23 protein-coding genes and 1 riboswitch are annotated in these 26183 nt (G+C 38.1%); of the genes, 2 read left to right on the top strand and 21 right to left on the bottom strand.

Going from position 1 to position 26183, the window contains the following annotated elements:
- Positions 1 to 18 precede the first annotated feature (18 nt).
- From IGL36_RS05510 to mgtA, 9 genes are all read right to left on the bottom strand, one after another.
- The gene (locus tag IGL36_RS05510) at positions 19 to 2211 is read right to left on the bottom strand and encodes a Tex family protein (RefSeq protein WP_002398219.1); all 2193 of its coding nucleotides are present in this window, start codon (positions 2209 to 2211) and stop codon (positions 19 to 21) included.
- 97 nt (positions 2212 to 2308) lie between these two features.
- Complete coding sequence (locus IGL36_RS05505) at positions 2309 to 3043, bottom strand: metallophosphoesterase family protein (RefSeq protein WP_002360467.1); 735 nt, start codon at positions 3041 to 3043, stop codon at positions 2309 to 2311.
- Positions 3044 to 3281: 238 nt separating this feature from the next.
- Positions 3282 to 4451 carry a molecular chaperone DnaJ gene (gene dnaJ, locus IGL36_RS05500; RefSeq protein ID WP_002357822.1) on the bottom strand — a complete coding sequence of 390 codons (1170 nt, stop codon included), beginning with the start codon at positions 4449 to 4451 and terminating at the stop codon, positions 3282 to 3284.
- Between the two features lie 54 nt (positions 4452 to 4505).
- Positions 4506 to 4628 (bottom strand): hypothetical protein, encoded by a 123-nt coding sequence (locus IGL36_RS05495; RefSeq protein WP_002357824.1) that lies wholly within the window; start codon positions 4626 to 4628, stop codon positions 4506 to 4508.
- A gap of 114 nt (positions 4629 to 4742) precedes the next feature.
- Positions 4743 to 6572, bottom strand: a complete 1830-nt coding sequence (dnaK, locus tag IGL36_RS05490; RefSeq protein WP_002357825.1) for a molecular chaperone DnaK — start codon at positions 6570 to 6572, stop codon at positions 4743 to 4745.
- Positions 6573 to 6631: 59 nt separating this feature from the next.
- Positions 6632 to 7171 (bottom strand): nucleotide exchange factor GrpE, encoded by a 540-nt coding sequence (gene grpE, locus IGL36_RS05485; protein WP_002357827.1) that lies wholly within the window; start codon positions 7169 to 7171, stop codon positions 6632 to 6634.
- 54 nt (positions 7172 to 7225) lie between these two features.
- Entirely contained in the window at positions 7226 to 8269 is a 1044-nt protein-coding gene (gene hrcA / locus IGL36_RS05480) for a heat-inducible transcriptional repressor HrcA (RefSeq protein WP_002357828.1), read from the bottom strand.
- Between the two features lie 217 nt (positions 8270 to 8486).
- Complete coding sequence (gene hemW / locus IGL36_RS05475) at positions 8487 to 9635, bottom strand: radical SAM family heme chaperone HemW (RefSeq protein WP_002398218.1); 1149 nt, start codon at positions 9633 to 9635, stop codon at positions 8487 to 8489.
- A gap of 243 nt (positions 9636 to 9878) precedes the next feature.
- Positions 9879 to 12539, bottom strand: coding sequence for a magnesium-translocating P-type ATPase (mgtA, locus tag IGL36_RS05470; RefSeq protein ID WP_002398217.1), 2661 nt, complete (start codon positions 12537 to 12539; stop codon positions 9879 to 9881).
- Positions 12540 to 12652: 113 nt separating this feature from the next.
- Positions 12653 to 12823, bottom strand: a riboswitch (M-box (ykoK) riboswitch).
- A 252-nt stretch (positions 12824 to 13075) separates the two neighbouring features.
- On the opposite strand from mgtA, the gene IGL36_RS05465 reads away from it, so the two are divergent.
- Both IGL36_RS05465 and IGL36_RS05460 read left to right on the top strand, forming a co-directional pair.
- Entirely contained in the window at positions 13076 to 13951 is an 876-nt protein-coding gene (locus tag IGL36_RS05465; protein ID WP_002382245.1) for a LysR family transcriptional regulator, read from the top strand.
- Positions 13952 to 13974: 23 nt separating this feature from the next.
- On the top strand, positions 13975 to 14862 hold the full coding sequence (locus tag IGL36_RS05460; protein WP_002357832.1) for a LysR family transcriptional regulator: 888 nt from the start codon (positions 13975 to 13977) through the stop codon (positions 14860 to 14862).
- A gap of 61 nt (positions 14863 to 14923) precedes the next feature.
- On the opposite strand, the gene IGL36_RS05455 is transcribed toward IGL36_RS05460, so the two are convergent.
- The 12 genes from IGL36_RS05455 to IGL36_RS05400 all read right to left on the bottom strand — a co-directional run bounded on the left by IGL36_RS05455 (position 14924) and on the right by IGL36_RS05400 (position 26174).
- Positions 14924 to 16072, bottom strand: coding sequence for an FtsW/RodA/SpoVE family cell cycle protein (locus tag IGL36_RS05455; protein ID WP_002357833.1), 1149 nt, complete (start codon positions 16070 to 16072; stop codon positions 14924 to 14926).
- Entirely contained in the window at positions 16038 to 17213 is a 1176-nt protein-coding gene (locus IGL36_RS05450) for an FtsW/RodA/SpoVE family cell cycle protein (protein ID WP_010716963.1), read from the bottom strand. The genes IGL36_RS05455 and IGL36_RS05450 overlap by 35 nt, the downstream gene beginning before the upstream one ends.
- A gap of 158 nt (positions 17214 to 17371) precedes the next feature.
- A complete protein-coding gene (locus IGL36_RS05445; RefSeq protein ID WP_002360471.1) occupies positions 17372 to 17632 on the bottom strand; it encodes a DUF2087 domain-containing protein in 261 nt (86 codons plus the stop codon).
- 25 nt (positions 17633 to 17657) lie between these two features.
- Positions 17658 to 17999: a DUF1048 domain-containing protein gene (locus IGL36_RS05440; RefSeq protein WP_002357836.1), complete on the bottom strand. Its 342-nt coding sequence runs from the start codon at positions 17997 to 17999 to the stop codon at positions 17658 to 17660.
- A gap of 3 nt (positions 18000 to 18002) precedes the next feature.
- Entirely contained in the window at positions 18003 to 18326 is a 324-nt protein-coding gene (locus tag IGL36_RS05435; RefSeq protein ID WP_002357837.1) for a PadR family transcriptional regulator, read from the bottom strand.
- Between the two features lie 280 nt (positions 18327 to 18606).
- The gene (locus tag IGL36_RS05430; protein WP_430609061.1) at positions 18607 to 19203 is read right to left on the bottom strand and encodes a GNAT family N-acetyltransferase; all 597 of its coding nucleotides are present in this window, start codon (positions 19201 to 19203) and stop codon (positions 18607 to 18609) included.
- Positions 19203 to 20153 carry a riboflavin biosynthesis protein RibF gene (gene ribF / locus IGL36_RS05425; RefSeq protein WP_002363808.1) on the bottom strand — a complete coding sequence of 317 codons (951 nt, stop codon included), beginning with the start codon at positions 20151 to 20153 and terminating at the stop codon, positions 19203 to 19205. The genes IGL36_RS05430 and ribF overlap by 1 nt, the downstream gene beginning before the upstream one ends.
- A gap of 25 nt (positions 20154 to 20178) precedes the next feature.
- Complete coding sequence (gene truB / locus IGL36_RS05420; RefSeq protein ID WP_002360476.1) at positions 20179 to 21099, bottom strand: tRNA pseudouridine(55) synthase TruB; 921 nt, start codon at positions 21097 to 21099, stop codon at positions 20179 to 20181.
- Between the two features lie 153 nt (positions 21100 to 21252).
- Positions 21253 to 22377, bottom strand: a complete 1125-nt coding sequence (locus IGL36_RS05415; RefSeq protein ID WP_002398986.1) for an SH3 domain-containing protein — start codon at positions 22375 to 22377, stop codon at positions 21253 to 21255.
- 118 nt (positions 22378 to 22495) lie between these two features.
- Entirely contained in the window at positions 22496 to 22891 is a 396-nt protein-coding gene (locus tag IGL36_RS05410) for a phage holin family protein (RefSeq protein WP_002357842.1), read from the bottom strand.
- A gap of 23 nt (positions 22892 to 22914) precedes the next feature.
- The gene (locus IGL36_RS05405) at positions 22915 to 24684 is read right to left on the bottom strand and encodes a hypothetical protein (RefSeq protein WP_002365555.1); all 1770 of its coding nucleotides are present in this window, start codon (positions 24682 to 24684) and stop codon (positions 22915 to 22917) included.
- A 32-nt stretch (positions 24685 to 24716) separates the two neighbouring features.
- Positions 24717 to 26174 carry a phage tail protein gene (locus IGL36_RS05400; protein ID WP_002365554.1) on the bottom strand — a complete coding sequence of 486 codons (1458 nt, stop codon included), beginning with the start codon at positions 26172 to 26174 and terminating at the stop codon, positions 24717 to 24719.
- Between the last annotated feature and the right edge of the window lie 9 nt (positions 26175 to 26183).

Below are 26183 nucleotides of genomic sequence, written 5' to 3'. Positions count from 1 at the left end.
GTTGAGACTCTTTCATTGCTACTCTTTTCTATCAGCCCGAGGCAACATAGTTAAACTAATACGCCCCTTTTTCAAGTCAACATCTTCTACCCAAACTGTGACTACATCCCCCACCGCAACAACATCCGTTGGGTGCTTAACAAATTTAGTACTTAACTTAGAAATGTGGACTAAGCCATCTTGCTTCACACCAATATCGACAAACGCGCCAAAGTCAATTACGTTTCGAACAGTCCCTTGCATTTCCATTCCTGGTTTCAAATCTTCCATTGTCAACACGTCTTTACGTAAAAGTGGTGCTGACATCTCATCGCGCATATCACGACCTGGTTGGATTAAACTAGCAATAATATCCGTGAGTGTTTCTGAACCTACTTCTAACTCAGTAGCTAATTGATTCACTGGTAACTGTTTCAATTTTTCGATAGCTTCTGCTGTCCCTAATTCTTTAGAAGCAATCTCTGCTTTTTCTAAAATTGCTTGTGCTACTGGATAACTTTCTGGGTGAATGCCAGTGTTATCTAACACATTTTTGCCATTAGGAATTCGTAAAAAGCCAATTGCTTGTTCAAATGCTTTTGGTCCTAAACGAGGTACTTTTTTGACTTGATTTCGTGCTGTAAAGACACCATTTTCATCACGATAAGTGACTAAGTTTTGCGCCGTTGTTTTATTTAAGCCAGAAATATGTTGTAAAAGTTGAGCACTCGCTGTATTCACATCAACACCAACTTGGTTTACCGCAGTTTCTACAACAAAATCCAATTGCTCGGCAAGACGTTTTTGCGATACGTCATGCTGATATTGACCGACCCCGACTGCTTTGGGATCAATTTTTACTAATTCTGCCAACGGATCTTGTAAACGACGTGCAATGCTGACCGCACTTCGTTCTTCGACTTGTAAATCAGGAAACTCTTTACGAGCCACTTCACTCGCAGAGTAAACGGAAGCCCCTGCTTCATTAACAATCACGTAAAAGACGTCCCGCTTCACCGCTTTTAATTGCTCTGCCACAAACAATTCAGATTCACGACTTGCCGTTCCGTTTCCAATAGCTACCATGTCCACTTGATAGTCTTCAATGATCTTTTTAAAGGCTGGACCAGCGGCTTCACGTTTCGCAGCAGTCGCTGGTTTATGTGGATAAATCACTTGAATTGCTAAAACTTTACCAGTTTCATCGACAACTGCTAATTTACAGCCTGTCCGATAAGCCGGGTCAAATCCTAGAACAACTTTTCCTTTAAGTGGTGACTGTAATAATAAATTACGTAAATTTTCACCGAAAATTGCAATCGCTTGTTCATCAGCTTTTTCTGTTAATTCATTGCGGATCTCCCGTTCAATCGCTGGTCCAATAAATCGTTTATAGCTATCTAAATAAGCAGCCTCAATGTATGGAGCAGCAAAACTTGTTGCTTGTTTGCCGATTAGTTGACGTTGGAAATGATCATTAATTTTTGTTTCATCAGCGACAAGGGAAACCTTTAAAATGTCTTCTTTTTCACCACGATTCGTTGCTAAGACACGGTGCGGCACCATTTTGCTAACTGGTTCTGCAAAATCGTAATACATTTCATAGGTCCGCTTTTCGTCTTTTTCTTCGTCCTTAACTACGCTAACGTATTGCGCATGTTTAACCATATAATCACGTAACCATGTTCGGTATTTTGGTTCATCGCTAATACGTTCTGCTAAAATTTCATGAGCACCTTGCAAGGCTATTTCAGCGGTTGCAACTTCTTTTTCTTCATTAATAAAAGTAGCCGCTTTAGCTAAGATATCCGCGTTTTCAGGTAAAGAGAGCAACCAATCTGCTAATGGTTCCAACCCTTTTTCTTTCGCGATAGTCGCTTTAGTCCGACGTTTTTGTTTATATGGTCGATATAAATCTTCCACTTGTTGCATTTTTACTGCTTTTTGAATATCTGTTTTGAGTTCTTTTGTTAGTTTTCCTTGCTCTTCAATTAAACGGAGAACTTCTTCTTTCCGCTTTTTCAAGTTTTGTAAATAATGATAACGTTCTTCTATTTCACGGATTTGGACTTCATCTAAACTTCCAGTCATTTCTTTCCGGTAACGGGCAATAAAAGGAACTGTATTTCCTTCATTTAATAAAGTTAAAACCGTTGTTATTTGTTTTGAACGATACGTTGTCAATTCTTTTTGAAGTAGCGCTACTACTTCTTCGTTATAAGCTTCTGCCATTAACTAGATACCTCTTTTCTTATGCATACTTATCTATTTTAGCATATTTTTGCTTCTAAATATAGAAGTGAGGTAACTGATTCATGCGATTAAGGAATCAAAATTCTGGTTGCCACGCAGGGGTGCGTTTTTGATATTCGATATCTTGGACAATGCCTTTTTCATTAAAAATCACACCATGTACAGAGCCGCCAAAAATAGCACCACCATCTATCCCAATTTTTCCATCACTTTGCCAAAGGTCCGTGGTCTGCATATCACCATGTAACATCGGAGTAATGGTATGACCAAAAACAATGGTCTTGCCTGTATTATTTTTCCCTTGATGAAAGGGTTCGCGAATCCACAAAAAATCCTTAGGTGCTGTTTGCCGCCAATCTTCCATCGTTAAATCAACCCCAGCATGCACAAATAAGTAATGCTGCCATTCAAAATAAAGTGGTCGTTTTGTTAAAAAATCAATTAACTCTGGATAGCGACTACGGATCATTAAGGCCATTTCTGTTGGTGAGTATTCTGCAGTAGCTCCTGGATGCAAGAGGCTTTCAATTGTTTCCTTGCCACCATTGCGAATATATCCTGCAAACCAGTCCTCTGGATTTTGAAGAAACTGCAAAAAATATTCTTCATGATTGCCTCGTAAATAAACAGCGCCGTGTTGCTCGACAAGTTCTTTTCCTTTGAGAAAACAGGCTTTAGAATCCGGACCACGGTCGTTTAAATCACCAATTAAAACTAGCTGATGCTCAACTGGGTCATAGTCTGTAAGTAAGGCATCAAACAAATCTGCTTGTCCATGAATATCACTGATTACATAAACATATGGTTTCATAAATAAGCCCTCCTAACTTGCTTATATTAAGTATACGCTAAATTTTAAAATATTCTCGTAAAATGTTTGGAAATAAAAAACGAAAATAGGACATAAGTCAAAACGACTTATGTCCCACTCTCTAAATCTTAAAATAATCAGCTAAACAAAAGCAGTATCTGCAATTACTCGTTGCAATTTAGCTTTCAAGAGTGATGAACACTTGGAGCTAACTACTTTTGTCTCTGACTCGATTGGTTTATTTTTTCTTCTTACCGCCAAACGCATCTTTCATTTTATCAAAGAAGCCTTCTTCTTGTTGTTCAGTTACATTTTGTCCGCCAGCTTTTGCAAAAGCTCGTAGGGCATCCTTTTGTTCTTCATTAAGATTTTTTGGTGTTATTAATTTCACTTTCACGTGTTGATCACCATTGCCCCCACCACGTAAACGTGGCGCACCTTTGCCTCTTAAGCGGAAGTTTGTGCCAGTTTGTGTTCCAGCCGGAATTTTTAATTTCACGTCACCATGAACAGTTGGGACAGTTACTTCGTCCCCTAGAGCCGCTTGGACGAAACTTACTGGTAAATCGTAGTAGATTTCTGCGCCATCTCGATCGAAAATATCACTATCTTCAACACGAAAGACTACATATAAATCACCATATGGTCCACCATTGGTACCCGCTTCTCCTTGGTTAGCTAAGCGCATTTGTTGGCCGTCTTCTACTCCAGCAGGCACATTTACTTTGACAGTATGTGCTTTTTTCTCATGACCTGTGCCATGACAAGTTGGACATGGTTCTTTAATTTCTTTCCCTGTGCCATGACACACATCACAAGTTTGACGACTCATCATACGACCTAATGGCGTTTGACGTTCAACATTGATTGTTCCAGAGCCATGACATTTATGACAAGTTTCTGGGTGTGTGCCTGGTTTGGCGCCATTACCGCCACAGGTTGCACAAGTATCTTCTCGATTGTACTTAATCTCTTTTTCGACACCGAAAATAGCTTCTTCAAATTTCAATTGAATTGTATATTGTAAATCGGCGCCTTGTCTTGGTGCATTTGGATCAACAGAACGGCCACCGCCGCCACCAAAGAATGAATCGAAAATATCTTCGAATCCACCAAAACCACTACTGCTAAATCCGCCGCCACCGAAACCGCCAAAGCCACCAGCGCCGCCACCGTAATTAGGATCAGTTCCTGCATGGCCATATTGGTCATAGGCCGCTTTTTTCTGTGGATCACTTAATACTTCATACGCTTCAGAAACTTCTTTAAATTTTTCTTCCGCATCGGCTTCTTTGTTAATATCTGGATGGTACTTTTTGGAAAGTTTGCGGTATGCTTTTTTAATTTCATCATCTGAAGCACCTTTTGCTAATCCTAGCACTTCATAATAATCTCGTTTCGTCGCCATTGACTTCCCTCCAACTTTCTTCAAACTTTACAATGTGTTTAGAACCAGCCAAATTCATCGATTGCTTTCGGTCTCTCTGGTTGGATTATCTGTCACACCTTGAATCAGTGTTACTAGCTGTGAATAGGTATTTTCAGCTTGTTTAACATCGTTGTAATCATACCACAGTTCTTTCAAAACCTAAATAGTTTCTTGCTAACTTGATTGTGGTTGATTTTCTCACAAAAGACAAGGGACTGGGACATTAGTCATTGTACTAATGATCCAGTCCCTAAAATCAATTGTTATTGATTATTTGTCATCACCATTTACTTCTTCAAAATCAGCATCAACAACATCATCAGCGCCACCTTGGGCAGCTTCAGGATTTTCTTGTGCTTGTTGTTGCGCAGCTTGTTCGTAAAGTTTTACTGTTAAGTTTTGGACGATTTCATTCAATGAATCACGTTTTGCTTTCATTTGTTCGATATCGTTTGCTTCGATGGCTGCTTTTAATTCATCACGCGCATCTTCTGCTTTTTTCACTTCTTCAGCGTCTACTTTGCCTTCTAATTCTTTCAATGTTTTATCAACAGTGAATAATAAAGCATCTGCATCGTTACGTAAGTCAACTTCTTCTTTACGTTGTTTATCTGCTTCAGCGTTTGCTTCAGCATCTTTCACCATACGTTCGATTTCATCATCAGATAAACCTGAAGAAGATTTAATCGTGATTGTTTGTTCTTTTTGAGTGCCTAAGTCTTTCGCACGAACATTTACAATCCCGTTTTTATCAATGTCAAAGCTTACTTCAATTTGTGGCACACCACGAGGAGCTGCAGGAATATCTGTTAATTGGAAACGACCTAATGTTTTATTATCAGCGGCCATTGGACGTTCACCTTGTAAAACGTGAATATCAACAGCTGGTTGATTGTCAGCAGCAGTTGAGAAGACTTGTGATTTACTTGTTGGAATCGTAGTGTTACGATCAATTAATTTTGTAAATACGCCACCCATTGTTTCAATCCCTAATGACAACGGTGTTACGTCTAATAAGACAACGTCTTTAACATCACCAGTGATTACGCCACCTTGGATTGCAGCACCCATTGCTACTACTTCGTCAGGGTTAACTGATTTGTTTGGTTCTTTGTTTGTTTCTTTGCGAACAGCTTCAACTACAGCTGGAATACGTGTTGAACCACCAACTAGGATAACTTCGTCGATTTCAGAAGGATTTAAACCAGCATCTTTCAAGGCTTGACGTACTGGTACTTTTGTACGTTCAACTAAATCACTTGTTAATTCATCAAATTTTGCACGAGTTAAGTTCATTTCTAAGTGCAATGGTCCTGCTTCGCCAGCAGTAATAAATGGCAAGCTGATTTGTGTGCTTGTTACACCTGATAAGTCTTTTTTCGCTTTTTCAGCAGCATCTTTCAAACGTTGTAATGCCATTTTATCGTTAGCTAAGTCAATGCCATTTTCTTTTTTAAATTCTGCAACCATGTAGTCAATGATTTTATTATCAAAGTCATCCCCACCTAGGTTGTTATCACCGGCTGTTGATAATACATCGAAAACGCCATCGCCTAATTCAAGGATTGACACGTCGAATGTACCACCACCAAGGTCAAAGACAAGAATTTTTTCATCTTTGTCTGTTTTATCTAAGCCATAAGCTAAAGCTGCTGCTGTTGGTTCGTTAACGATCCGTTCTACTTCTAAACCAGCAATTTTACCAGCATCTTTTGTTGCTTGACGTTGCGCATCGTTGAAATATGCAGGAACTGTAATAACTGCTTTTTCAACTTTTTCACCTAAATAGTCTTCAGCAAAACCTTTTAAATATTGTAAGATCATTGCAGAAACTTCTTGTGGTGTATATGATTTTCCTTCAACATCAACTTTGTAGCCAGCTTCACCCATGTGACGTTTAATAGATGAAATCGTGTTAGGATTTGTAACAGCTTGACGTTTTGCTACTTCGCCCACTTGAATTTCACCGTTTTTGAATGAAACGACCGAAGGAGTTGTGCGGTTACCTTCTGGGTTTGCAATAATTTTCGCTTCGCCGCCTTCTAGCACTGCGACAGCTGAGTTTGTTGTTCCTAAGTCAATACCAATAATTTTACTCATAGTGAATATCTCCAATCTGTATTAGTTTTCTATAATAATATATTTTTAATTAACGTTTGTTATTGTGCAACAATGACCATTGATGGTCGTAACACACGATCTTGTAATTTGTACCCTTTTTGTAGAACTTCAACAATGGTATCTGCTGGGGTTTCTTCAGAAGCAGGGACTGTTTGAACGGCTTGATGTAAATTTGGATCAAAGGTTTCACCCATTGCTGGGATTTCTTCAATTCCTTCTTCTTTTAAAGCCACAGTAATACTTTCTAGCACCATCGAAATACCTTTTTTCAAGCTTTCGCCTTGTTCATCTGATACTTCAATGGCCATTGCTCGTTCTAAATTATCAATGGATGGTAAAATCTTTTTACCTAAATCTTGTGAGCGGTAACGAACTAATAATTCTCGTTCGTTTTTATTTCGATTGCTCATATTAGCAATTTCGGCTCTTGCCCGCAAGAACTTGTCTTCCATTTCGGAAAGCTCTGCTTTAAGATTTTCAATCTCTGTTGCTTCAACTTCTACTTCAGAAACGCCAGCAGCATCAACAGCTTCCATTTCTTCTTGTAATTCTTCTTGCTTCTCTTCTTTTTTACTCACTTCAGCAACTTCCTTTCTCTTTATGCATCTACTTCTTATCCTAACAAGGTTTGCTTAATTACCTAAAAAACGGTAATAGTCACCTAGTTGTGAAGCTAGCTCATGTCGAAACGTGTCTACCAAACCGAATATTTTTGAATACGGCATACTGGTTGGTCCTAGCAGGGCAATTGTTCCTTTGCCATGTCCTGATACTTCATACGTAGCAGTGATCATGCTCATATCTTCTAAGAGATTGTTGCCAATTTCTGAGCCGATACGAAAAACAATTGGATTTTCTGTTGTTGCAGAACCATTTAATAAATGCGTCAGCTCATCAGAATTTTGCATAAAGGAATAGACAGATTTCAATTGTTCAATATCTTGTTTGATGCCAAAATCTAACAAATTCATGCGACCACCGACAAAGACTTTTTCTTCAAAGGCATGTCCTAACATCTCATCGAATAAGTTCATCATTCCTTCTGGCGTTTGGAAATAGCGATGTAAAATCATCGGAATCTCCGTCCGCAAACGATGATAAACGGTCAACAAAGGTTGTCCAACCAACTTATCATTGATGATTTGTGTCATTTTTTCAAGATCTTGGCTAGAAACAGCGGCAGGAATGGCAAATACTTGGTTTTCAACATTGCCTTTATCTGTCACTATAATAGCAAGGACTTGCCGATCATTCAAAGGAACCATTCGAAAGCCGGTTAATTTCCGTTCTTTCACTTCAGGTCCTAATGAAAAAGCAGTATAACTTGTCAATTCTGATAGAATTTCAGCTGATTGTCGAATAATATCATTAATCTCATGAAATTCTTTTCCAAAAGATTGACGGATTCTTCTAAGTTCGTTCTCTTCTACTTGTGTTGGTTGTAAAAGATGATCCACGTAGTAACGATAACCAGCCATTGAGGGAATTCGCCCTGAAGAAGAATGAGTCTTAGCTAATAAGCCGTATTCTTCTAATGCTTTCATATCATTACGAATTGTGGCAGAACTAGAGGCAATGCCATCCTCCATCAATTTCTTAGAACCGACAGGTAAGCCCGTGTTCGTGTAATTTTGGATGATAAGTCTCAAGATATTTTGTTGTCTTTCTGTAATCATCGTTATTACCACCCTTCATTAGCACTCTTAACATCTAAGTGCTAACTACATATACTAATATAACAAGTCCTTACCTTTTTGTCAAGGGAAATACGCAACTTTTTAGCACTCTTCACGCAAGAGTGCTAATCGCTGCAAATCACCTTCAAAAACCATCAATACCAACTTTTGCAATAAAAAAATCATCGAAATGCTTTGTCACACTTCGATGATTTTTTTACTCTTTTTCACTTAACAAAAATGCTTCAAAAACATTATTCCCCACAAATAGTCCTTTTTTCGTTAAGCGTAAGATATCTGCTTCTTCAATTAATAATTCTTCTTTGATTAAGCGTTGAATGACCTCTCCATAAATTGCTTCAATTGGTTCCTGAAATTTATGTTGGAATTTTTGTTTAGAAATGCCTACTTTTTTACGTAAGCCTAAAAATAACTCCTCTTCTATTTGATTTAGACGAGTTAATTCTTCGGTCTCCACAATTGGCAATTGATTTTCTCGCAAGGGTTTCAAATAATGTTGGATTGGGCCATGATTTTTGTAACGAGTTTGCCCAAGATAGCCGCTGGCACCTGCGCCAAATCCATAGTAGTGGTCATTATTCCAATAAGCCAGATTATGCTGGCTTTCTTTTCCTGTTAAAGCAAAATTACTGACTTCATATTGATGACGTCCTTTTTTATCCATTGCTTCAATCGTTTCGTCAAACATCTGTGCTTCGATTTCTTCTTCAGGCAGCTGTAACCGTCCTTGACGAACCCAGTTCATGAACATTGTTTTATTTTCAAGAATTAATGAATAAAGCGAATAGTGCGGCAAGTCCAATGCTAAGGCTCTTGTCAAAGTATCGCGAAAACTTTCCAATGTTTGTCCAGGTAAAGCATAGATTAAGTCAATACTGACATTGGTAAAATTTTCTTTCTCTAAAAATTTCATTGTTTCATAAACATCTGCGGCGGTGTGCTTGCGACCGATTTTTTTGAGCAAACGATCATCAAATGTCTGAACGCCCATCGAAAGACGATTGACGCCATAGTTTTTCATGACTTGTAATTTTTCTTGGGTTAAATCACCAGGGTTTGCTTCCACCGTAAATTCATTTCGGTCATCAAACGTTAGCTGTTCGCGAACCCCTTTTAGTAGCACATCTAACTGTTTCGCTGATAATGAAGTTGGCGTGCCTCCGCCAATATAGATGGTTTTCATTTCTTGTTCTGGATACAATGCTTGCGTAAGTTGAATTTCTTTTAATAAACTCTGAATATATTCATCAACTGGTTGTCCTTCTAAAAAGACCTTGTTAAAATCGCAATAATAACAAATATGCTCACAAAATGGAATATGAATATAGGCCGACCGATCGAACATCGGCGTTGAAGTTGAAAGTTGGTTTGTTTTGGTCATTAGCTCGTTTTATCTCCTTATTACCAAAAAGCTCGTTCTTTTTGGAAAGTCTCTACTAGCCATACTAACTGTAAATGACAAATAAATCCATAAAAAAATTCGCACAGTCACTTAAAACAACAACGAGGAGCTGTCATAAAAACCGACACCTCCTCAACCTTGAAAGAAAAGTAAAAAAATTTTTCTATATATAATAGTACAAATCAGTTACAGTAATTGACCGTAACGTTTGACGTATAAAACTTTAATGAACGCAACCAGTGCTAAATAAGCAACAATTGTCGGGATTAAATACAAGAAATAGCTTGGTGATAAACCGACAAATCCTAGTTCTGCACCGAAAGCGGTAAAGGGTAAAACAGTTCCGAGAACAATCCCTGCTGTAGTCACTAACGCCATAATTCCAGAAGCACTACTTTGAAGGAAAGGCATTTTTTCTGTTCGTAGGAAATGCAAGACGAGCATTTGGGACCATAAGGACTCAATGAACCACCCTGCATGGAAAATACCGATAAAGAGCAATTGATCTGCTCCATTTAATTCAAAGAATGAGCCACCTAGGATAGCCGGACACACAATGAAATACATAAATAAATAGGTAACAATATCAAAAATAGAACTCGTTGGGCCAAACCAACGCATAAAATTACCAATTGATTTTGGTTCCCATTTTTTTGGTTTTTCTACGTATTCTTCATCTACTTTGTCCCAAGGAACTGACATACACGAAGTATCGTAAATTAGATTTAATAATAGCGATTGAATCGGAGCAATCGGTAAAAATGGTAAAAAGATACTTGCTGGGATCACGGAAAAAACATTGCCAAAATTAGAACTTGCTGTTAATTTGACGTACTTCATCGTGTTCGTAAACACGCGCCGTCCAGATAAAATCCCTTTTTCCAAAACCATTAAATCTTTTCTCAATAAAATTACATCCGCCGATTCTTTCGCCACATCGACAGCTGTATCAACAGAGATTCCTACATCAGCAGCACGCATTGCTCCAGCATCATTTATTCCATCACCTAAAAAGCCAACAGTTTGACCATTTTCAGTTAACGCATTTACAATACGAACTTTTTGGTCAGGCGTAATTTTGGCGAAAATATTATACGCTTGAACGGTTTTTCTTAATTCTTCTTGGTTTAATTGTTGAAGTTCATTTCCTGTAATAATTTTTTCGCCAGCCAGACCAACTTCTTTACAAACAGAATGCGTCACATACTGATTGTCCCCCGTTAATACTTTCACAGCTACATTATGTTGATGCAAGGCGTGAATAGCTGCCGCTGCTGTTTCTTTTGGCGGATCCAAGAAGGCAAGATAACCTTGTAAAATTAACTCTGATTCATCTTTAGTTGTATACTCCCATTCAGCCGTTTCGACTTTTTTATCGGCAATTGCTAGAACGCGCAAACCATCTCGATTTAAAGCTTCAACGTCTTTGGTAATTTTTTGACGCAGCGTCTCTGTTAAGGGCACAATTTCGCCATCTAAAAGTACCTGTGTGCAGACCAAGAGCATTTCTTCAACCGCACCTTTGGTAATTAAGCGTGTTTCTCGCGTTTTAAACTCTTTGATAATCACGCTCATTCGACGTCGATTGAAATCGAAAGGAATTTCATCTACTTTATAAAAATCATCTGATTGTATATCACTTTCTTGTGTCGCCGCTTGAATAACGGCGTTATCCATTAAATTACGCAAACCTGTTTGAAAATAACTGTTTAGAAATGCTAAATCCAAGACTTTTTGATCTTCTTGGCACCCAATATTATAGTGGTATTCTAAAATTACTTTATCTTGTGTTAAGGTACCTGTTTTATCCGTACAAAGTACATCCATCCCGCCAAAATTTTGAATGGCATTGACATTTTTCATAATCGTGCCTTCTTTAGCCATTTCTCGAGAACCTTTGACTAAATTGGTTGTTACAATCATAGGTAACATTTCTGGTGTCAAGCCGACAGCTGTGGCAATCGCAAACATTAACGCTTCCACCCAATCACCTTTTGTTAACCCATTAATTAGAAAAACAGTTGGCGTAATGACCAACATAAAGCGAATCAGCACCCACGTTGTTTTATTAATTCCTGTTTCAAAACTCGTCTGCTGCTGCTCTTCTCCGTTATCAGAAGCCATCCTTCCGAATAAAGTTTGATTACCAACTTTAATGACAATGCCCAAACCAGTGCCACTAATGACATTTGTTCCTAAAAACAAAAGATTGTCATATTCTGTATCAATTTGATCACTATCTTTTTGATGAGTCGCGTGTTTTTCAATGGGAAAACTCTCTCCAGTCAAGGATGATTGGGAAACAAATAAGTCCTTAGATTGGATTAAACGTAAATCGGCTGGAATCATATCGCCAGCGGATAGTTGGACCAAGTCGCCACACACAACTTCCTCAATAGGAATTTCCATTTGCTTCTTGTCACGAATGACTGTCGCTGTAACTTTAATCATATTTTGTAATTTTTCAACTGCATTGCTTGATTTGACTGATTGAACAAAACTCATCGTGCCGCTTAAGATGACCATCGCTAACATAATTAACACGCCAGTAACATCTTTTTCCTCTGGCGCAGCATAGACATATTCTGTAAAAAATGAAATCGTGGCTAGTGCTAATAACACCAAAGTAAACGGCGTGATATACGATTTTATAAAAAGTCGCAGCCGTGAAGCTTTTTTTTCATTCATAATTTTATTGCGGCCATAACGTTCTTGTAATTCTTCAATATCTTGGTGTTTAATGCCATCCCAAGTTGAGCCGAAACGTTGTAAAACTTTTTCTACTTCTGAATGGGCAAACTTTTTGTAACTATAGTCATGGCCCAAGTGACGCATTTTCTTTTCCATTTTCTTTCACCTCATTTATCTGTTGTTGACTTGAATTGACGATCGGTTCATCTTCCATTTTCCTCACCCTTTCCACAAAAAAAGACACGCTGAAAACTCAACGTGTCAAAGAATAATCGTTCTTATCGTTGAGCTTTAGCACTATACAACGTAAAAAGCGATTGCTTTTAGCTACCTTAAGAAAAGCCTTCATTCGACAGTTCCTGTTCTACCCATTGGCGTCTCTCGACATTTTTGGGCAGTAGCCTATGTTTGTATAGGAGCCTCACCTAACAAATCTTATTTAATTACAACAGCAAGTATAATTCTTCCTTGAAAAAATAACGATATAGAAAAAGTTTTTAGCAGATAACTTTTTGTCCATTCAGTAACAAAAAGAAAAATAATCCGCTTATTTACTATGGTTTTCTGGTATGATTCGTATTTATTCATAGAATCATAACTGGTTAAATTAATCTAAAGACCGTCAGATAGCCTTGTCGAGAAGCTTTTCTTCTGCTATTTTTTGTATAGTTAAAGAAACGGCGGTGAGGAAAATGAAATTACAACAACTAGAATATTTTATGGCAGTTTCAAAGTATGCGAGTTTTACTTTAGCTTCTCAAAAGCTCCATACGAGTCAACCTTATTTAAGTACCCAGCTCAAGGAGTTGGAACGTGAATTAGGTGCTTCATTAATTTTAAGAGACAAGAAACATTGTCGGCTTTCTCCAGCAGGCGAAGTCGTCGCCAAGCGAACAGAGATGATTTTTGCACTCATTAAGGAAGCACAAGAAGAGATTAATGAATTAGTGACCCAAGGATCGACAACGACCATTCGGATTGGAACAAACTTAATTGATATAGATAAAGCATTTGGAGAAGTCTTGTTGTTATTTAATCAATCCTATCCGTATGTAAGTATTGATTTTAAGTATTATTACGATCTTGAAACAGCCTTGGAAACAGATTTAATTGACATTGGGATTGGGATATTTTTGGATACCTCGATTCCATTAGAGAAAGAATTAATTTATACAGAAAGCTATCTCCTTTGTGTCAATAAAAATCATCCTTTAGCCCATGCCGATAGCGTAACGATTGACGAAATTCGTTCTTTACCTTTTGCTGCATATTCCGATCAAGTATATGAAAAAAAAGTGTTTAAACGTTGGGAACGTAAAATCAATTGGGAAAATCGGCAAATCGTCATCGAACTCCCTTCTCTTCATTTAGTCTTAGACATGGTCCAACGAGAAAAAGCCTGTAGCATCCTTCCCTATTCACTCACTGATGAACTAAACAGACGTAACTTAGTTGGTATTCCTCTGGAAGATAGTCCAGAACGAGCCATCTATTTAGTTCAGAATAATCATCACGGACATTGTGAAGCACACCGTTATTTATTCGAACAATTACGTTATTTATTCTAGGAATAGAAAAAGGAGGAATTTCCATGGAACTATTTCGTTTGCATTATTTTTTAGAGTTATGCAAAGTGAAACAATTTACTAAAGCAGCCGAAAATTTAGCAATTTCTCAAGCTGCCCTAAGTAAGCAAATAAAAATTCTTGAAGCAACGTTAGGCGCTGAACTTTTTAATCGCCAAGGTCAAACTACCACCTTAACACCGGCTGGATTAATTTTAGAAAAATATTGTTGGCGCATCACCAATGAGTTGGTCTCAATTGAAGAAGAGCTAAAAGAAATTAATCATTCTTCCAACCATATTTATGTAGCCACTTATCTCTGTGATTTAGAATATAAATTGAATGACTTACTAATGACAACATTAACGGATCGTTCATCCAACTTACAAGTCCACACTATTATTACAGAAAATATTCTTCAATCCTTGGAAACAATGGATGCAGATTTTGGTATTTCCTTTGCTGACTTACCATTACCTGAACATATTGGTAAAATTGATTTATTTACAGCAAATTATCAATTCATTTTAAGAAATGATCATCCAGCTTTGGCCAAAGCCACGACGGAAGAAATTTTAAAAGAACTAACAATGTACCCCTTCGTCCGTTTAAATACCGAATTTTCCGAGCAAAACAAATTAACCAATTGGCTAGATACTACGTTTTCTAATTTTTCTCCAGAGAAAGTCATTCAAGTGGATACTCTTTCACTTATTACTCACTTGGTGTCTCATTCCGATAGTTTCGCTATTGTCCCCGAATACACAAATATTCAACTTTTAGACAATTCGATTCATACACTGACTTACCAAGAACTACCTAAACGAAACATGGCAGTTTATTATTTAAAAGAACGTTACATGAGTCGACAACTTCAACAACTTTTGGCTGAATGCCAAAAACAATTCCAATAGTAAAAACCAAGACTAGAGCTTGTCGGCAAGCGAGTTCCAGTCTTGGTTTTTATTTGTGTTTTCAGGTAGCGGCTTCTCTTCCTTTAACAAATCCTAAAGAAGTGATAGCCATCACTAACGAAGTGCCTCCTTGACTTAAAAACGGAAGAGGAATACCTTTTAACGGCAACAGTCCAATCACCGCACCGATATTCTCCACCGTTTGAAAGACCAGCGAAAAAATGAGGGCGACACAGATGTACATACAAAAACGCGAATTGCTCCGCAAGCCAGCTACTAAAACTTGATAAAACAAGTAAAAATAGAGAAAAACAACGGTGGCACTGCCCACAAAGCCCCAGGCTTCCCCGATAAAAGTAAAAACCATATCAGACTCACGAACAGGGACATACACTTCAATCCCATGTACACCCTTACCAAATAAACCACCCGAACCGATTGCCAATAAGCCTTGCACTTGTTGATAGGAGATTTTATCGACATAATCATAGGGATGAATCCATGCTAAAATTCGATCCAATTGATATTGTTTAAAATGTAAAAAGAAGAGTACTTTGTGCCCCCACTCTGTAAAGACTAACAGAATCAAGACCACGCCTAACGTTGCTAAAGCACTGAAAATAATGATTAAAATTTTGCGATCAATTCCTGAAATAACTAAAAGAGATAGAATAATCGTTACGAAAACAAGGGATGTTCCAAAATCTTTTTGTACCGCCATCAAGAAAAAAACAGGGACACTAACCGCAACGATTTTTTTTAGAAGTTGCTTGTCTGAACGCCATTTATCGGACCAGTCTTGTTGCTCGTGTTGGACAATAATTTTTGCCAACATTAAAATAAACGCAATTTTCGCAATTTCTGATGGCTGAAATTTAATAAACCCTAAATCTAACCAGCGCTTTGTGCCCGTCAATAAATACATTCCTTTGTCATAGGAAAAATACAAAGCACTCATTAAGATTAATGAAAACCCATAGAAAAAAGGAGCTACTTTCCAAATAAATTTCTGTGACAGCCGACTAGCTAAAAACATGCCTGCATAGCCAACAAAAATAAAGAAAAGTTGTTTTAATGCTGGCACAGTTCCGTCTTTTCCTTCATTAACGGCAATCCAATATTGCACACCAGAAGATAAAAGTGTGAGTAAAAAAATGGGCAATAATAAATCATAATTAAGATGTAAGTTGAATTTTTTTGTATTGACCATTTAACTGCCGCCTTTCGTTTGCAATAATTTTAATGACGATTCCTAATGCCACTGAAAAGATTAAATAACTTGTCCCACCGTAACTAACAAACGGTAAAGGAATTCCCGTCATTGGAATCAAACCCAAAACGCCACCAATGTTAATCGCCGTTTGAGCTAAAATCAAGGTCCCAACTCCTAACAAAAACAAGCCGTAACAATGATTTTTTATTACACAACTACTCCGCAAAATCGAGGCCGCTAAAAATAACAAAAGAAATAGTAATAGTAAGCCGCCAATCAAACCAAGTTCTTCCACAATCACCGCAAAAATAAAATCGGTTTGACCTTCTGGCAAGCCACCTTTTTTTACCATGCCATTGGCTAATCCAGTGCCCCAAAACCCACCGTTATACATTGCTAAATAGGCCATTGAAGGCTGAAATCCGCGATCATGAAAGGATAAAAACGGATTTTTCAAAACAACTAAGCGGTCATACACATGCGCAAAAAAATGTGGTAAGTAGCGGTGATCGCCTAGAAAAATAATTATTTTAGAAAGAAACGCCGCGCTAGCAACGACAATCCCCGCAGCAATTACACTAAATTTTGCATGAATACTTGCTGAGAAAATCAAGACACTGCCAATAACTAAAATAAGAATAGCCCCACCAACTTTGGGTTGAATCAAAACTAAAAATGCAACGACCAAAACAAACAGCCATTGTTTCCTTAACTGCTTCGTTGTCAAGCCATTTTCTTTTTCACCTAAATAACAGCTCAAGTAATAAATAATCGCAAAATTACAAAGTTCTGATGGCTGAAATTGGATTCCAAAGAGAGAAATCCAACGTTGTGCGCCATTCGCTGCTACACCAAAAAAGGGTAGTCGAACCATTAACAGTAATAGTACCGAAACTAAAAGCAGACCAATCGCAATTTTTTTATTAAATAACACTTCTAATCGAACTTTGTAGATCACGAACATTAGCACCCAGCTCAGACACATAATAATGCCTTGTTTAATAAAAACAGCAATGGGCTTCACGCCTTGCATCAGCAAGTCATAGCTACTGGCGCTATAAATCATTAACGCGCCAATAATACTTAATATAATAAAGGTCAAAAGAATTTTTGTTAGACCTAAAGTACGTAGATTCATTCTCTCACCTCTATCTTTTTCTAATTAAATCAATCTTACCAGTATGAGTTAGAAAACAAATAGAGAGTTTTTTATAGAACTATTACTAAGCTTACATAACAAAAAGTAGCTAGACTTGGTTCATTTCACCTAGTTTCGCTACTTTTAAAAAAAGACATTTATATAATTTTTGTGTGTTGCTCACATTTCTGATAAATTTTTCCAAACTTATCTCTTTCTAAATACTGATAATCTACTAAATACCGTCTCAAAAGTGCATAATCTTCATAGATTTCTCTAAGTCGCTGATTGACTTCTTTTTCCGTATATTCTTTCCCAAATTCAAATTGGTTGGCCACACGTTGAAACACTTGGACTTTTTTCGCATTTTTCTTGGGAATAACCAGCAACTTTCCTTCTTTAAAAAAATTTTCAACCATATTTATTCTCCTTTTTTTGTTTTGACTATTGTTTAGAAAATTGATGATTCAGTTTTTCTTTCTGTTTATCAGTCCATTTGCCAGCGACTTCATTGACAATTGTTTCAGCAAAATCGCCTACTTTTTCTCCCGTAATATTTTTGATAGGTGTTCCGTTTGCAGCTCCTTCTTCAAACAAATCAAGTAAATCAGTCAACGCATTGAACATATTGGCTCCGCTATGATCTGAAAAATGCCATGCATATTTTTCAATTTCTTGAAATACTTGTCGATACTCTGCTGGTAATGCTGCAATCCGTCGTTTATATTCTTTGTACTCTTTTTTATCCCCAACAACTTTTTTGATCAACGCTTTAAAATTTGACATGCTCTATCCCTCCATTTTTTTCATCTTGTTTACTTGTTTTGAAAGCAACGTCCACCGCTGCCAAAAATCAGCGAGTTCTGCTTCTCCTGATGAGGTTAAGCGATAGAACTTCCGCATTGGTCCTTTTTCTGAAGGCTTTTTTTCAGCTATAACCCATTGATTTTTTTCTAAACGCAGTAAAATCGTATAAACGGTTCCTTCAACAATTTCAGTAAACCCTTGGTCATTTAAAATTTTTGTAATTTCATAACCATATGTTTCTTTCCTTTGGATGATGGCTAAAACTAAACCTTCTAAAATGCCTTTTAGCAACTCTGTCTGCTTCACTGCTTTTCCTCCCTGAACTACTCTTTATTACTATGTACCACTACATAATAATACTGAGTACCGATTCTGTCAACTACTTTGTAATAAAAAGTAGTAAAGGAGCGTGGGACAAAAATCACTTTGGATTTTTGCTCCACGCTCAAAAACTAATAAACGGCGGGAACAGAAGCAACTCCTTCGGAAATAAGCCGAAATTCTCCAAAAATTATAGAACAATTTTCGGAAATTCCTTCTTATTTCTCGGAGTTAAACACTTCTGTCCCGACCTCCTTATTATTCTTTATTCATTTATTCCGAGGTCTGCTTCAAAGGCTTCTAATTCTGCAAGGTGTGTTTCTGGATAAGCAAAGCATGTTGAAAAATGCCACTCCCCACCACTTGTGCCAAAATAACCTGGCAGTAATTCCAAAGCCAATAATGCTTCTGATGTTTCTTTTTCCGGTAACGTAATCTGAAAAGTAGTCGCTGAAACAAAACCGAACTTCGTATAGTAAGTTGGATGGCCCAAGATAATCAATCCGCCGATGCCTAATTCTTTGGCCTTCTGCACAGAATGCTTAATTAACGCTGAGCCTACGCCCGTGTTCTGTGCTTCTGGATGGACACTTAGCGGCCCAATGGTCAAAACAGCCTTTTCTGTATGATCAGGTAATTGTAGTTTGGCTTTTGAAGACATAATATGACCCGTTAATTTTCCTTGATCAGTTTCTGAAACTAAGGACAACTCCGGAATAAAGTCGGCACTTTCTCTTAATAAATGCACGATAAAATGTTCTGTGGGACGCCAGTTTTCGGTCAAGTTTAATTCCTTAAACGCTTGATATGTTAAACGCTCTACAGCTTGGTACTCTGAAGGTTTTTCTTGACGAATCTTCATTATTTGTCCTCAGATTGTTGGAAATAGTCAGCCGTATCTCGTTCATCTTGTTTTAATTGGTCGATCAAGGCTTCAGCCCCATTGAATTTCACTTGGTCACGTAAATAATGATTCCAACGAACCACCACTTGCTCACCATAGATGTCTTGATGGAAGTCCAAAATATAGACTTCCACGGTTAAATCGCGGCCTTCTCCAAAGGTGTCATTATGACCAATTGAGCCCATGCCAACATACCATTTGCCACCGACTTCGATTTGCACAGCATAGACGCCAATTCTTGGTAAGCGCACGGTGCTTTTCACTTTGACATTAGCGGTCGGGAAACCCAATAAACGGCCCCGAGCATCGCCATGGACAACTGTTCCTTCTGTTTCATAAATATATCCTAACAACTCCGTGACCTCCTCCATTTCGCCGGCTTCCATTTTTTCGCGAATTCTTGTTGAGCTAATTTTGGCACCAGTCATTTCTTCTTTTGGTACTGTCACCACTTCAAAACGGCCTTGCGCATAAGTTGGTAACTGTTTGACTCCAGCGATTTCTTTAGGACCATACGTATAATCAAACCCAGAGACTGCCACTGCACTATTTAAATTAACGATATACTGGTCGACAAAATCTTGCGGTTTTAATTGAGCAAACGCTGAAGTAAATTCGACAATATATAAAATATCAACGCCCAAGTTGGCCATTAGGCGTTCTTTTTGTTCCAAGCTAGTTAAATATTTCATATTTTCTGGTAAAACTTTTTGAAAAACGATTGATGGGTGTTGGTTGAAGGTCATCACAGCTAACTTCAAGCCTTTTTCCTCCGCAATCTTTTTGCCTGTTTCAATTACTTTTTGGTGGCCTTTGTGAACACCGTCAAAAAAGCCTAGGACCATCACGACTTCTTCATTAGGAATTTGATTGGGTTCATAGGGATGATGTAGTTGAATAACTTGCATGTGCAAAAACTTCCTTCTTTTTTATTTAATTGTTCCGTAGAACTTTACTTGGTTTCAATAATTTATCATGCGTTGGGTGTGGCATGTATAAACTAACCACTTGATTTTGGTAAAATAAGGCAACTAAGGATTCTGGCATTGCCTTTATTCCTAATTCTTTTTTGTGCAAACGCATGCCATTTTTTACTTTTTGATACAATTCATCTGATAAATCAATTCGTGGGAATTGTTCTACTGCTGTTTCAATGGGCAACAGGCATTGATCGATTGTTTCAGCAGCCATTTGTTTGGCTACTTCTTCTAACGTTAAGCATTGCGCAGCTTGCAAACCGCCACTTGCCGTTCTCGTTAAATCCGACATATGGGCAGGATAGCCTAATTTTTTGCCAGTATCCACGGATAGTGTCCGCACATAGGTTCCTTTGCCACAGACCACTTTAAACCGCCAACTTTGTGTTTGAGCGGATTCATTAAAAATTGGTTCACTAGTACGTTCAAATGAATAAATCGTAGCTTTTCGTTGGGGCCGTTCAACTTCTTCCCCATTCCGCGCATATTCATATAAACGTTTACCATTGACTTTCACCGCAGAAAACATCGGTGGGATTTGTGTGATTTCACCTGTCATTTCGGCCATTGCTTGATCAATTTGTTCAGTTGACAGAGGTGTTGTAACTGGTTTTTTTTCAACAATTTCGCCACTAACATCTTCGGTTGTCGTAGCAAATCCAAGTGTAATTTCACCTTCATAGGTTTTACCAGAATCTACCATGTATTCGATCACTTTCGTTCCTTTACCAACGCAGATGGGTAAGACTCCTTCGACATCTGGATCTAACGTACCACCATGACCAATTTTTTTGGTATGTAAAATTTTTCTCAATTTAAATACGCAGTCATGACTTGTCATGCCACGTTCTTTCCATAACGGTAAAATGCCGTCCATTATAGTTCCTCCAGTTCCGATAATACTAACTTTGTCATTATAGCATAAAAGTACCTACCTTCGCAGTCTCCGTTGCTTATTCCCTTTGGCAAAATCTCTGCTAAATGCAAAAAAAGCCACAAACTCTGCTTTTATCAGAGTTTGTGGCTTTTTTTAGCTAGTAAATGATCCCCATGTATTCTGTGCGTTGCCATCGTTTGGTCCGATTGGCAAATAAATTCTCGCGCCTGTTGTATCTGTTCCACCAATAAAAACATACCCATCTGCAATATAAAACGCATCGTAATAAAAGCGAGTATTTTTAGGCCAAATACCATAAATTGGGGCTGACAGGCTAGGTTGTCCTGCTCTTAAAACAATGCCTTCGTTCACACTAATTAGAAATGATTTCTTCTTTTGCGGGCGCCAAAGTTCAGCAATGTCGCCGTCGTTCACATAACCTAACAAATGTCCGCTATTTTCAATACGGTAAAGGTTTTGTCGGTCGGGTAATTTCGCTGTAATTGTTCCTACTTGTGTCCAAAGTGCCTCTGCTGATAGATGTTCATTGATTAAAGCATCTGGTGTTGGATAGATTGAAGTGAAACGAATTGCTTGTCCTACTTGATATTTTGGCGCATTAGGTTTACCAGGCTGAATAATGACAGTCTCACCTGTTTCAGAAACGCCCGTTTGTAAATCTTGTGCCAACTGCGCTTTACTAATCCCCCAACGCGCTAAATAACCATAAGGATCTGTATGATCTCCCCACCAATTTTTTGTAATCCAATCATGAGTGACTATTCCATAACCTGTTCCATCGTCCAGCGAAAAATCAGCACCAATGTTCTGAGCCAAATCACGGGCCAAATTAACATAGGCAGCATAATCTTTTTTAAACGTCGCCGCATTATTTGTGCGAGCCAATTCGATTTGCGCATAGGCTTTTTGATTAGCTAAAGAACCTGCGCCATATTGAATTTGGCCAGCAGGAGCTAATTGTTTCACTCGTCCACCAGATCCGACAAAATATGAGACATAAGCATTTGACCAATTTCGTTTCATATAGGCCACTTCATTGTCTAAACTGTGTGGTCCTAGGTTCCGCTCGTTTCCTGATTCATGTAAAACAATTAATTCATTGCTTGAAGAGCCTGTAAAATAAGTAAAGTTGATTGGATCCGCTTCGATGGTGTAAGCGCAAGCCGTCATCGGAATCGTTAAACTTAAGCCAATCACTAAAGCAAGTTGAATCATTAATTTTTTAAACATAGCATACTCCTTTCTAAAAAAAGCCATGAAAGGAAAGTCAAAATAACTTCCCTTTCATGGCTTAAACCTGCAGATAAATGGCGGGACAGAAGTAATTTCTTCGGCAATCAGCCGAAAGTTCTACGTTTGTCCCGACCACTTCTACTTAATCATCTTTATTTTTTAACTGAATAAATAACTCTTTTAACTTTTTCGGCATAGGAATAAAGGTCGCAATGTTTTCAAAAAAAGAAAGTCCTTCGTTCGCAATGTAAAAAATCAGAACCATTTCCCGAATTGGCAAATTGTTCCCCACAACTTTTTCAACACGAACCGCTACAGCAACCACAAATAACATCGTCACTTTTTTCGCAATTCCGAGCATACCAATCCGACTGGACAATTCTTTTGTGGCGATTGCCTTAATCCAACCTGTGATGAAATCGACAATAATTAAAAAGAGGAAGACATCCAACAATTGATCTAATCCGCCTAATAAACGTACGACAATCCCACCGAAAATGCTTAAAAGCATTGTTATTGTGTTGAGATAACGTTCCATAAAAAGTCTCCTAAACTAGCTTGTTATTTTGTCGGAAACGGATCGTCCGTGTACCAACTTCCTTGTAGGTAAACATTTCCGGCTCTGCTTGAGGCAAAAATTATCCCTTGATTTCCAATTTCATATAGTGCATTACAATTAGGATACGGAAAAACGTAAGGTGCAACTGAGAGCGGAATATTCCAGACACTAGCACTTATTTTTGAGGACATTTTGTACCCAGTTGGTATGTTAAATACTTTAGGCATGTGGTTATTCAATTTCGTTGGATCACTCAAATTACATCTTACAAATGCATCGACACGATTTCCCACCCTAATTAATACAAATTTCATATTATCCTTATTAAAGGCCGCCTGATATTTTGCCTCGACTTCACCGACTCCACTAGCTTCATAAATGGCCATTCTAGAAGATTCCAAAGGCACACCATTGACGGTTGGCATAGTTACAAAATTCTTCACCCCAGCAATCTCTTGATCACCTGTTTGTGTCACAGCTTGACCTTTAATCGCTTCCGCAACGTTTTTCGGGTGCATATATTTACTCGTTAAAGTTCCCGCGACTGCTTCGCTGTCTGATGCGAAGCCATAATTTTCTACATTGCCTAGCCCCACTTGTTCAGCGGTTACTTGGTGCGGATTATCCTGATTTTCCACATGGGTATTGAGTTGCTCTGCTTGAACAAAACCACTCTTCGCTAAAACCGCTTGGGCATCAACAGACAGACCAATATGAAGCCCCACGTAATCAACTTCTAAGCTAGCTGGCGTTACCCCATTCGATGAATCTGTATAGCTCATTAAATAAATGAAACCTTCATCTGTGATAAAATTCTGATCATTGATTTGAATTGAAAAATCGCTGAACTCTTTTGCTGATTCTTGGATTTGAGTTACCCAATTATCCGTAGTTGGTAAATACGTAGCGATTTTAATCGTTTGATTATTGGGCGCAGCGGCTTTCACACGTTGATTAATCGTAAAAAATTGAACGTTCTGGCGAATAAATGCCACCGCCTCGTCAGTTGTGACTGTTTCAAACATTTGTGGAATTAATTTTTTAGCGGCTTCAACGAGATTGAAGGCCGCTAATTGTTGCGGAATCACACCGCTTTGGGTGGAACCTGTTTTCACGCCCTCATCATCACGGCTGGCCATTTTATTGTAGTCCGCTTGGGAAACTTCCTCCCAAACGTCTGTTGGCTTCTTAAGAATTTTAGCCGTAAAATCAGTGGAATAACTGTTTGCATTGGTGGCTGTATTGCCGGCCGTTTTACCGTTAAAGTCTAACTTCAATTTGACAGTGGTTGGCTTAGCCAATAAAGAAATACCGTCTGCTTTTGTCATACGGTCATTCAAATCAATTTGAAGACGATTCGCTAAGGTAGCTTGTTTGATGCCTTGTGTATCTGTGCGTGCTTGGACAATTTCTGGATTACTATCACCCGCTTCTGCTACTAATTGATCAAAATCATTTCGTAAAGTATCAAATTCTTGTTTATTATTATTTGCCGTTGAAACTGCATTTCCTGCAATCGTGATGGCTGTTTTGGCATTGTTCATCGCTTGGTTGGCTGTTTCATTTGCTTGATTGCCTGCATCAGTGGCAATTTGTACGGCTTCTTTGCCAGCTTCATCTGCGATGTTTTTCGCTTCAGAAATTCCATTCGTTAACTGGACTTGGTAAGCATCTACTTTCTCAGCTGATGCATTCGACTGATCCAAGATTGCATTGATTTTAAGGCGACCTTGATTCAGGGTATCTAATTCTTCAATATGTTCTACTGACATTTCGTCACACTCCTCTAGTTTTCATTATTTTATTAAAACTGGCCACCCAATTGGGATTGAATATACACACGACAGATGACCGAAGCATCCAACCATAGTGGCTGATGAGAGAAAAATTGAAGCGTGTGATTGCCGCGTTCGATTTTTCCATCTGTTGTTTTTCGTAAATAACTCAAAATGTTTAGCCGTTGTTGTTGCAATGATAGTTGGGGTAATTTTTTACCATCCACTACCAAATCAATGTTCGTTACAGAATGCGAAGGTCCTTTAGCAGTTGCCTTGAACGTTAATTCTGCGGTGTTTACATAAAGAATGTCCTCGTCAAAGTATAAATTTAGCTCCACTGGCTGTGTCTTGTTAAGTTCTACTTGTATTGAACGATTTAAAAGTGTCGTCGCCCCTTGTGCGTAAGTTTCGTTAATCTCTTGTTTCCGACTGAAAGCTGTCATGGTACTATGAATTGTTTCTTGCAGGTTTCCCAACTCTAGCTGAATGTCTTGGGGGGCACCAAAGACATCTTTTTTGCTTTCTTTTTTAATACGAAGGTTGACACTCCCAAATTCATTCGTATTAATCATGATAACCGTGCCCAACCGCAAACGATCGATTGCCAAAGGTTGATCTGTTAATTTAATTAAATCAGCTGCAGTCACTACCCAAGAAACTTGTGGCTTGGTCCATTCTTCTAACATTCGCAAAGCATTTTCCTTTAATGCCTTGGGATCAGAAAAACGCTGTTCCACCCAAATTGATTCCAATAAACCATAGCGGTCAATTGCGGCCTTGTTCTCTAAATACGGAACCCCTTGATTGACCGAGCGAATATTGACTTTGTTAACACCTTCGCCTGAACCTAATGGATAAATCCGATTGATTAGCATCTTGGGATTACGTTCTATTTCAAATCCTTGCATGTTGTAACCTTCTTGAATTCGCGCAACTGGTTCTGTTGGCGGTTTGACTAATGAAAGTTCAAAAGGATAGACCTCTGTATTCCATTGCCAAAGATATTCCTCTTCGAAATCGGCTGGGATGCTAAATAAAGGCTCAACTAACCCATTTTCATTCTCCCATTTATAGGTTAATCTCCTTGAAAAATCACATTTTTTTAGGACCCAATGCTTTGTTTTTTGTTTATTCAATAGAAATTGAATGGCCTCTTTCGTTGTTTTGTTTTTAATTTCGTGACAACCAAATAGGACAGTATCGCCTAAGGTACATAATGCTTCTGTGGCAGAGTAGTGAATTTGATTATTGTTCGCATCTTTCTTAATTGTGGTTGGCATCACGCGATATAAACCAATATATTCATTCTCATTGTCGGTTAGTTCCACCCATTGCATTTCTGCAATAAATTCATTTTTAGGATCATCTAGTGGCATGGTAAAATCTAAACTGCCAATTTTGTTCTCTATTTTTTCATAACTGACTTGATAGGCATTGTCCAAAATTGCCGTATATGTTCTTTTCAAATCCAGCGCCATTAACATTTAATCACC

This window comes from Enterococcus sp. AZ011, assembly GCF_050548355.1.
Lineage (GTDB): Bacteria > Bacillota > Bacilli > Lactobacillales > Enterococcaceae > Enterococcus > Enterococcus faecalis.
This window is presented reverse-complemented; position numbering and strand designations above follow the sequence as displayed.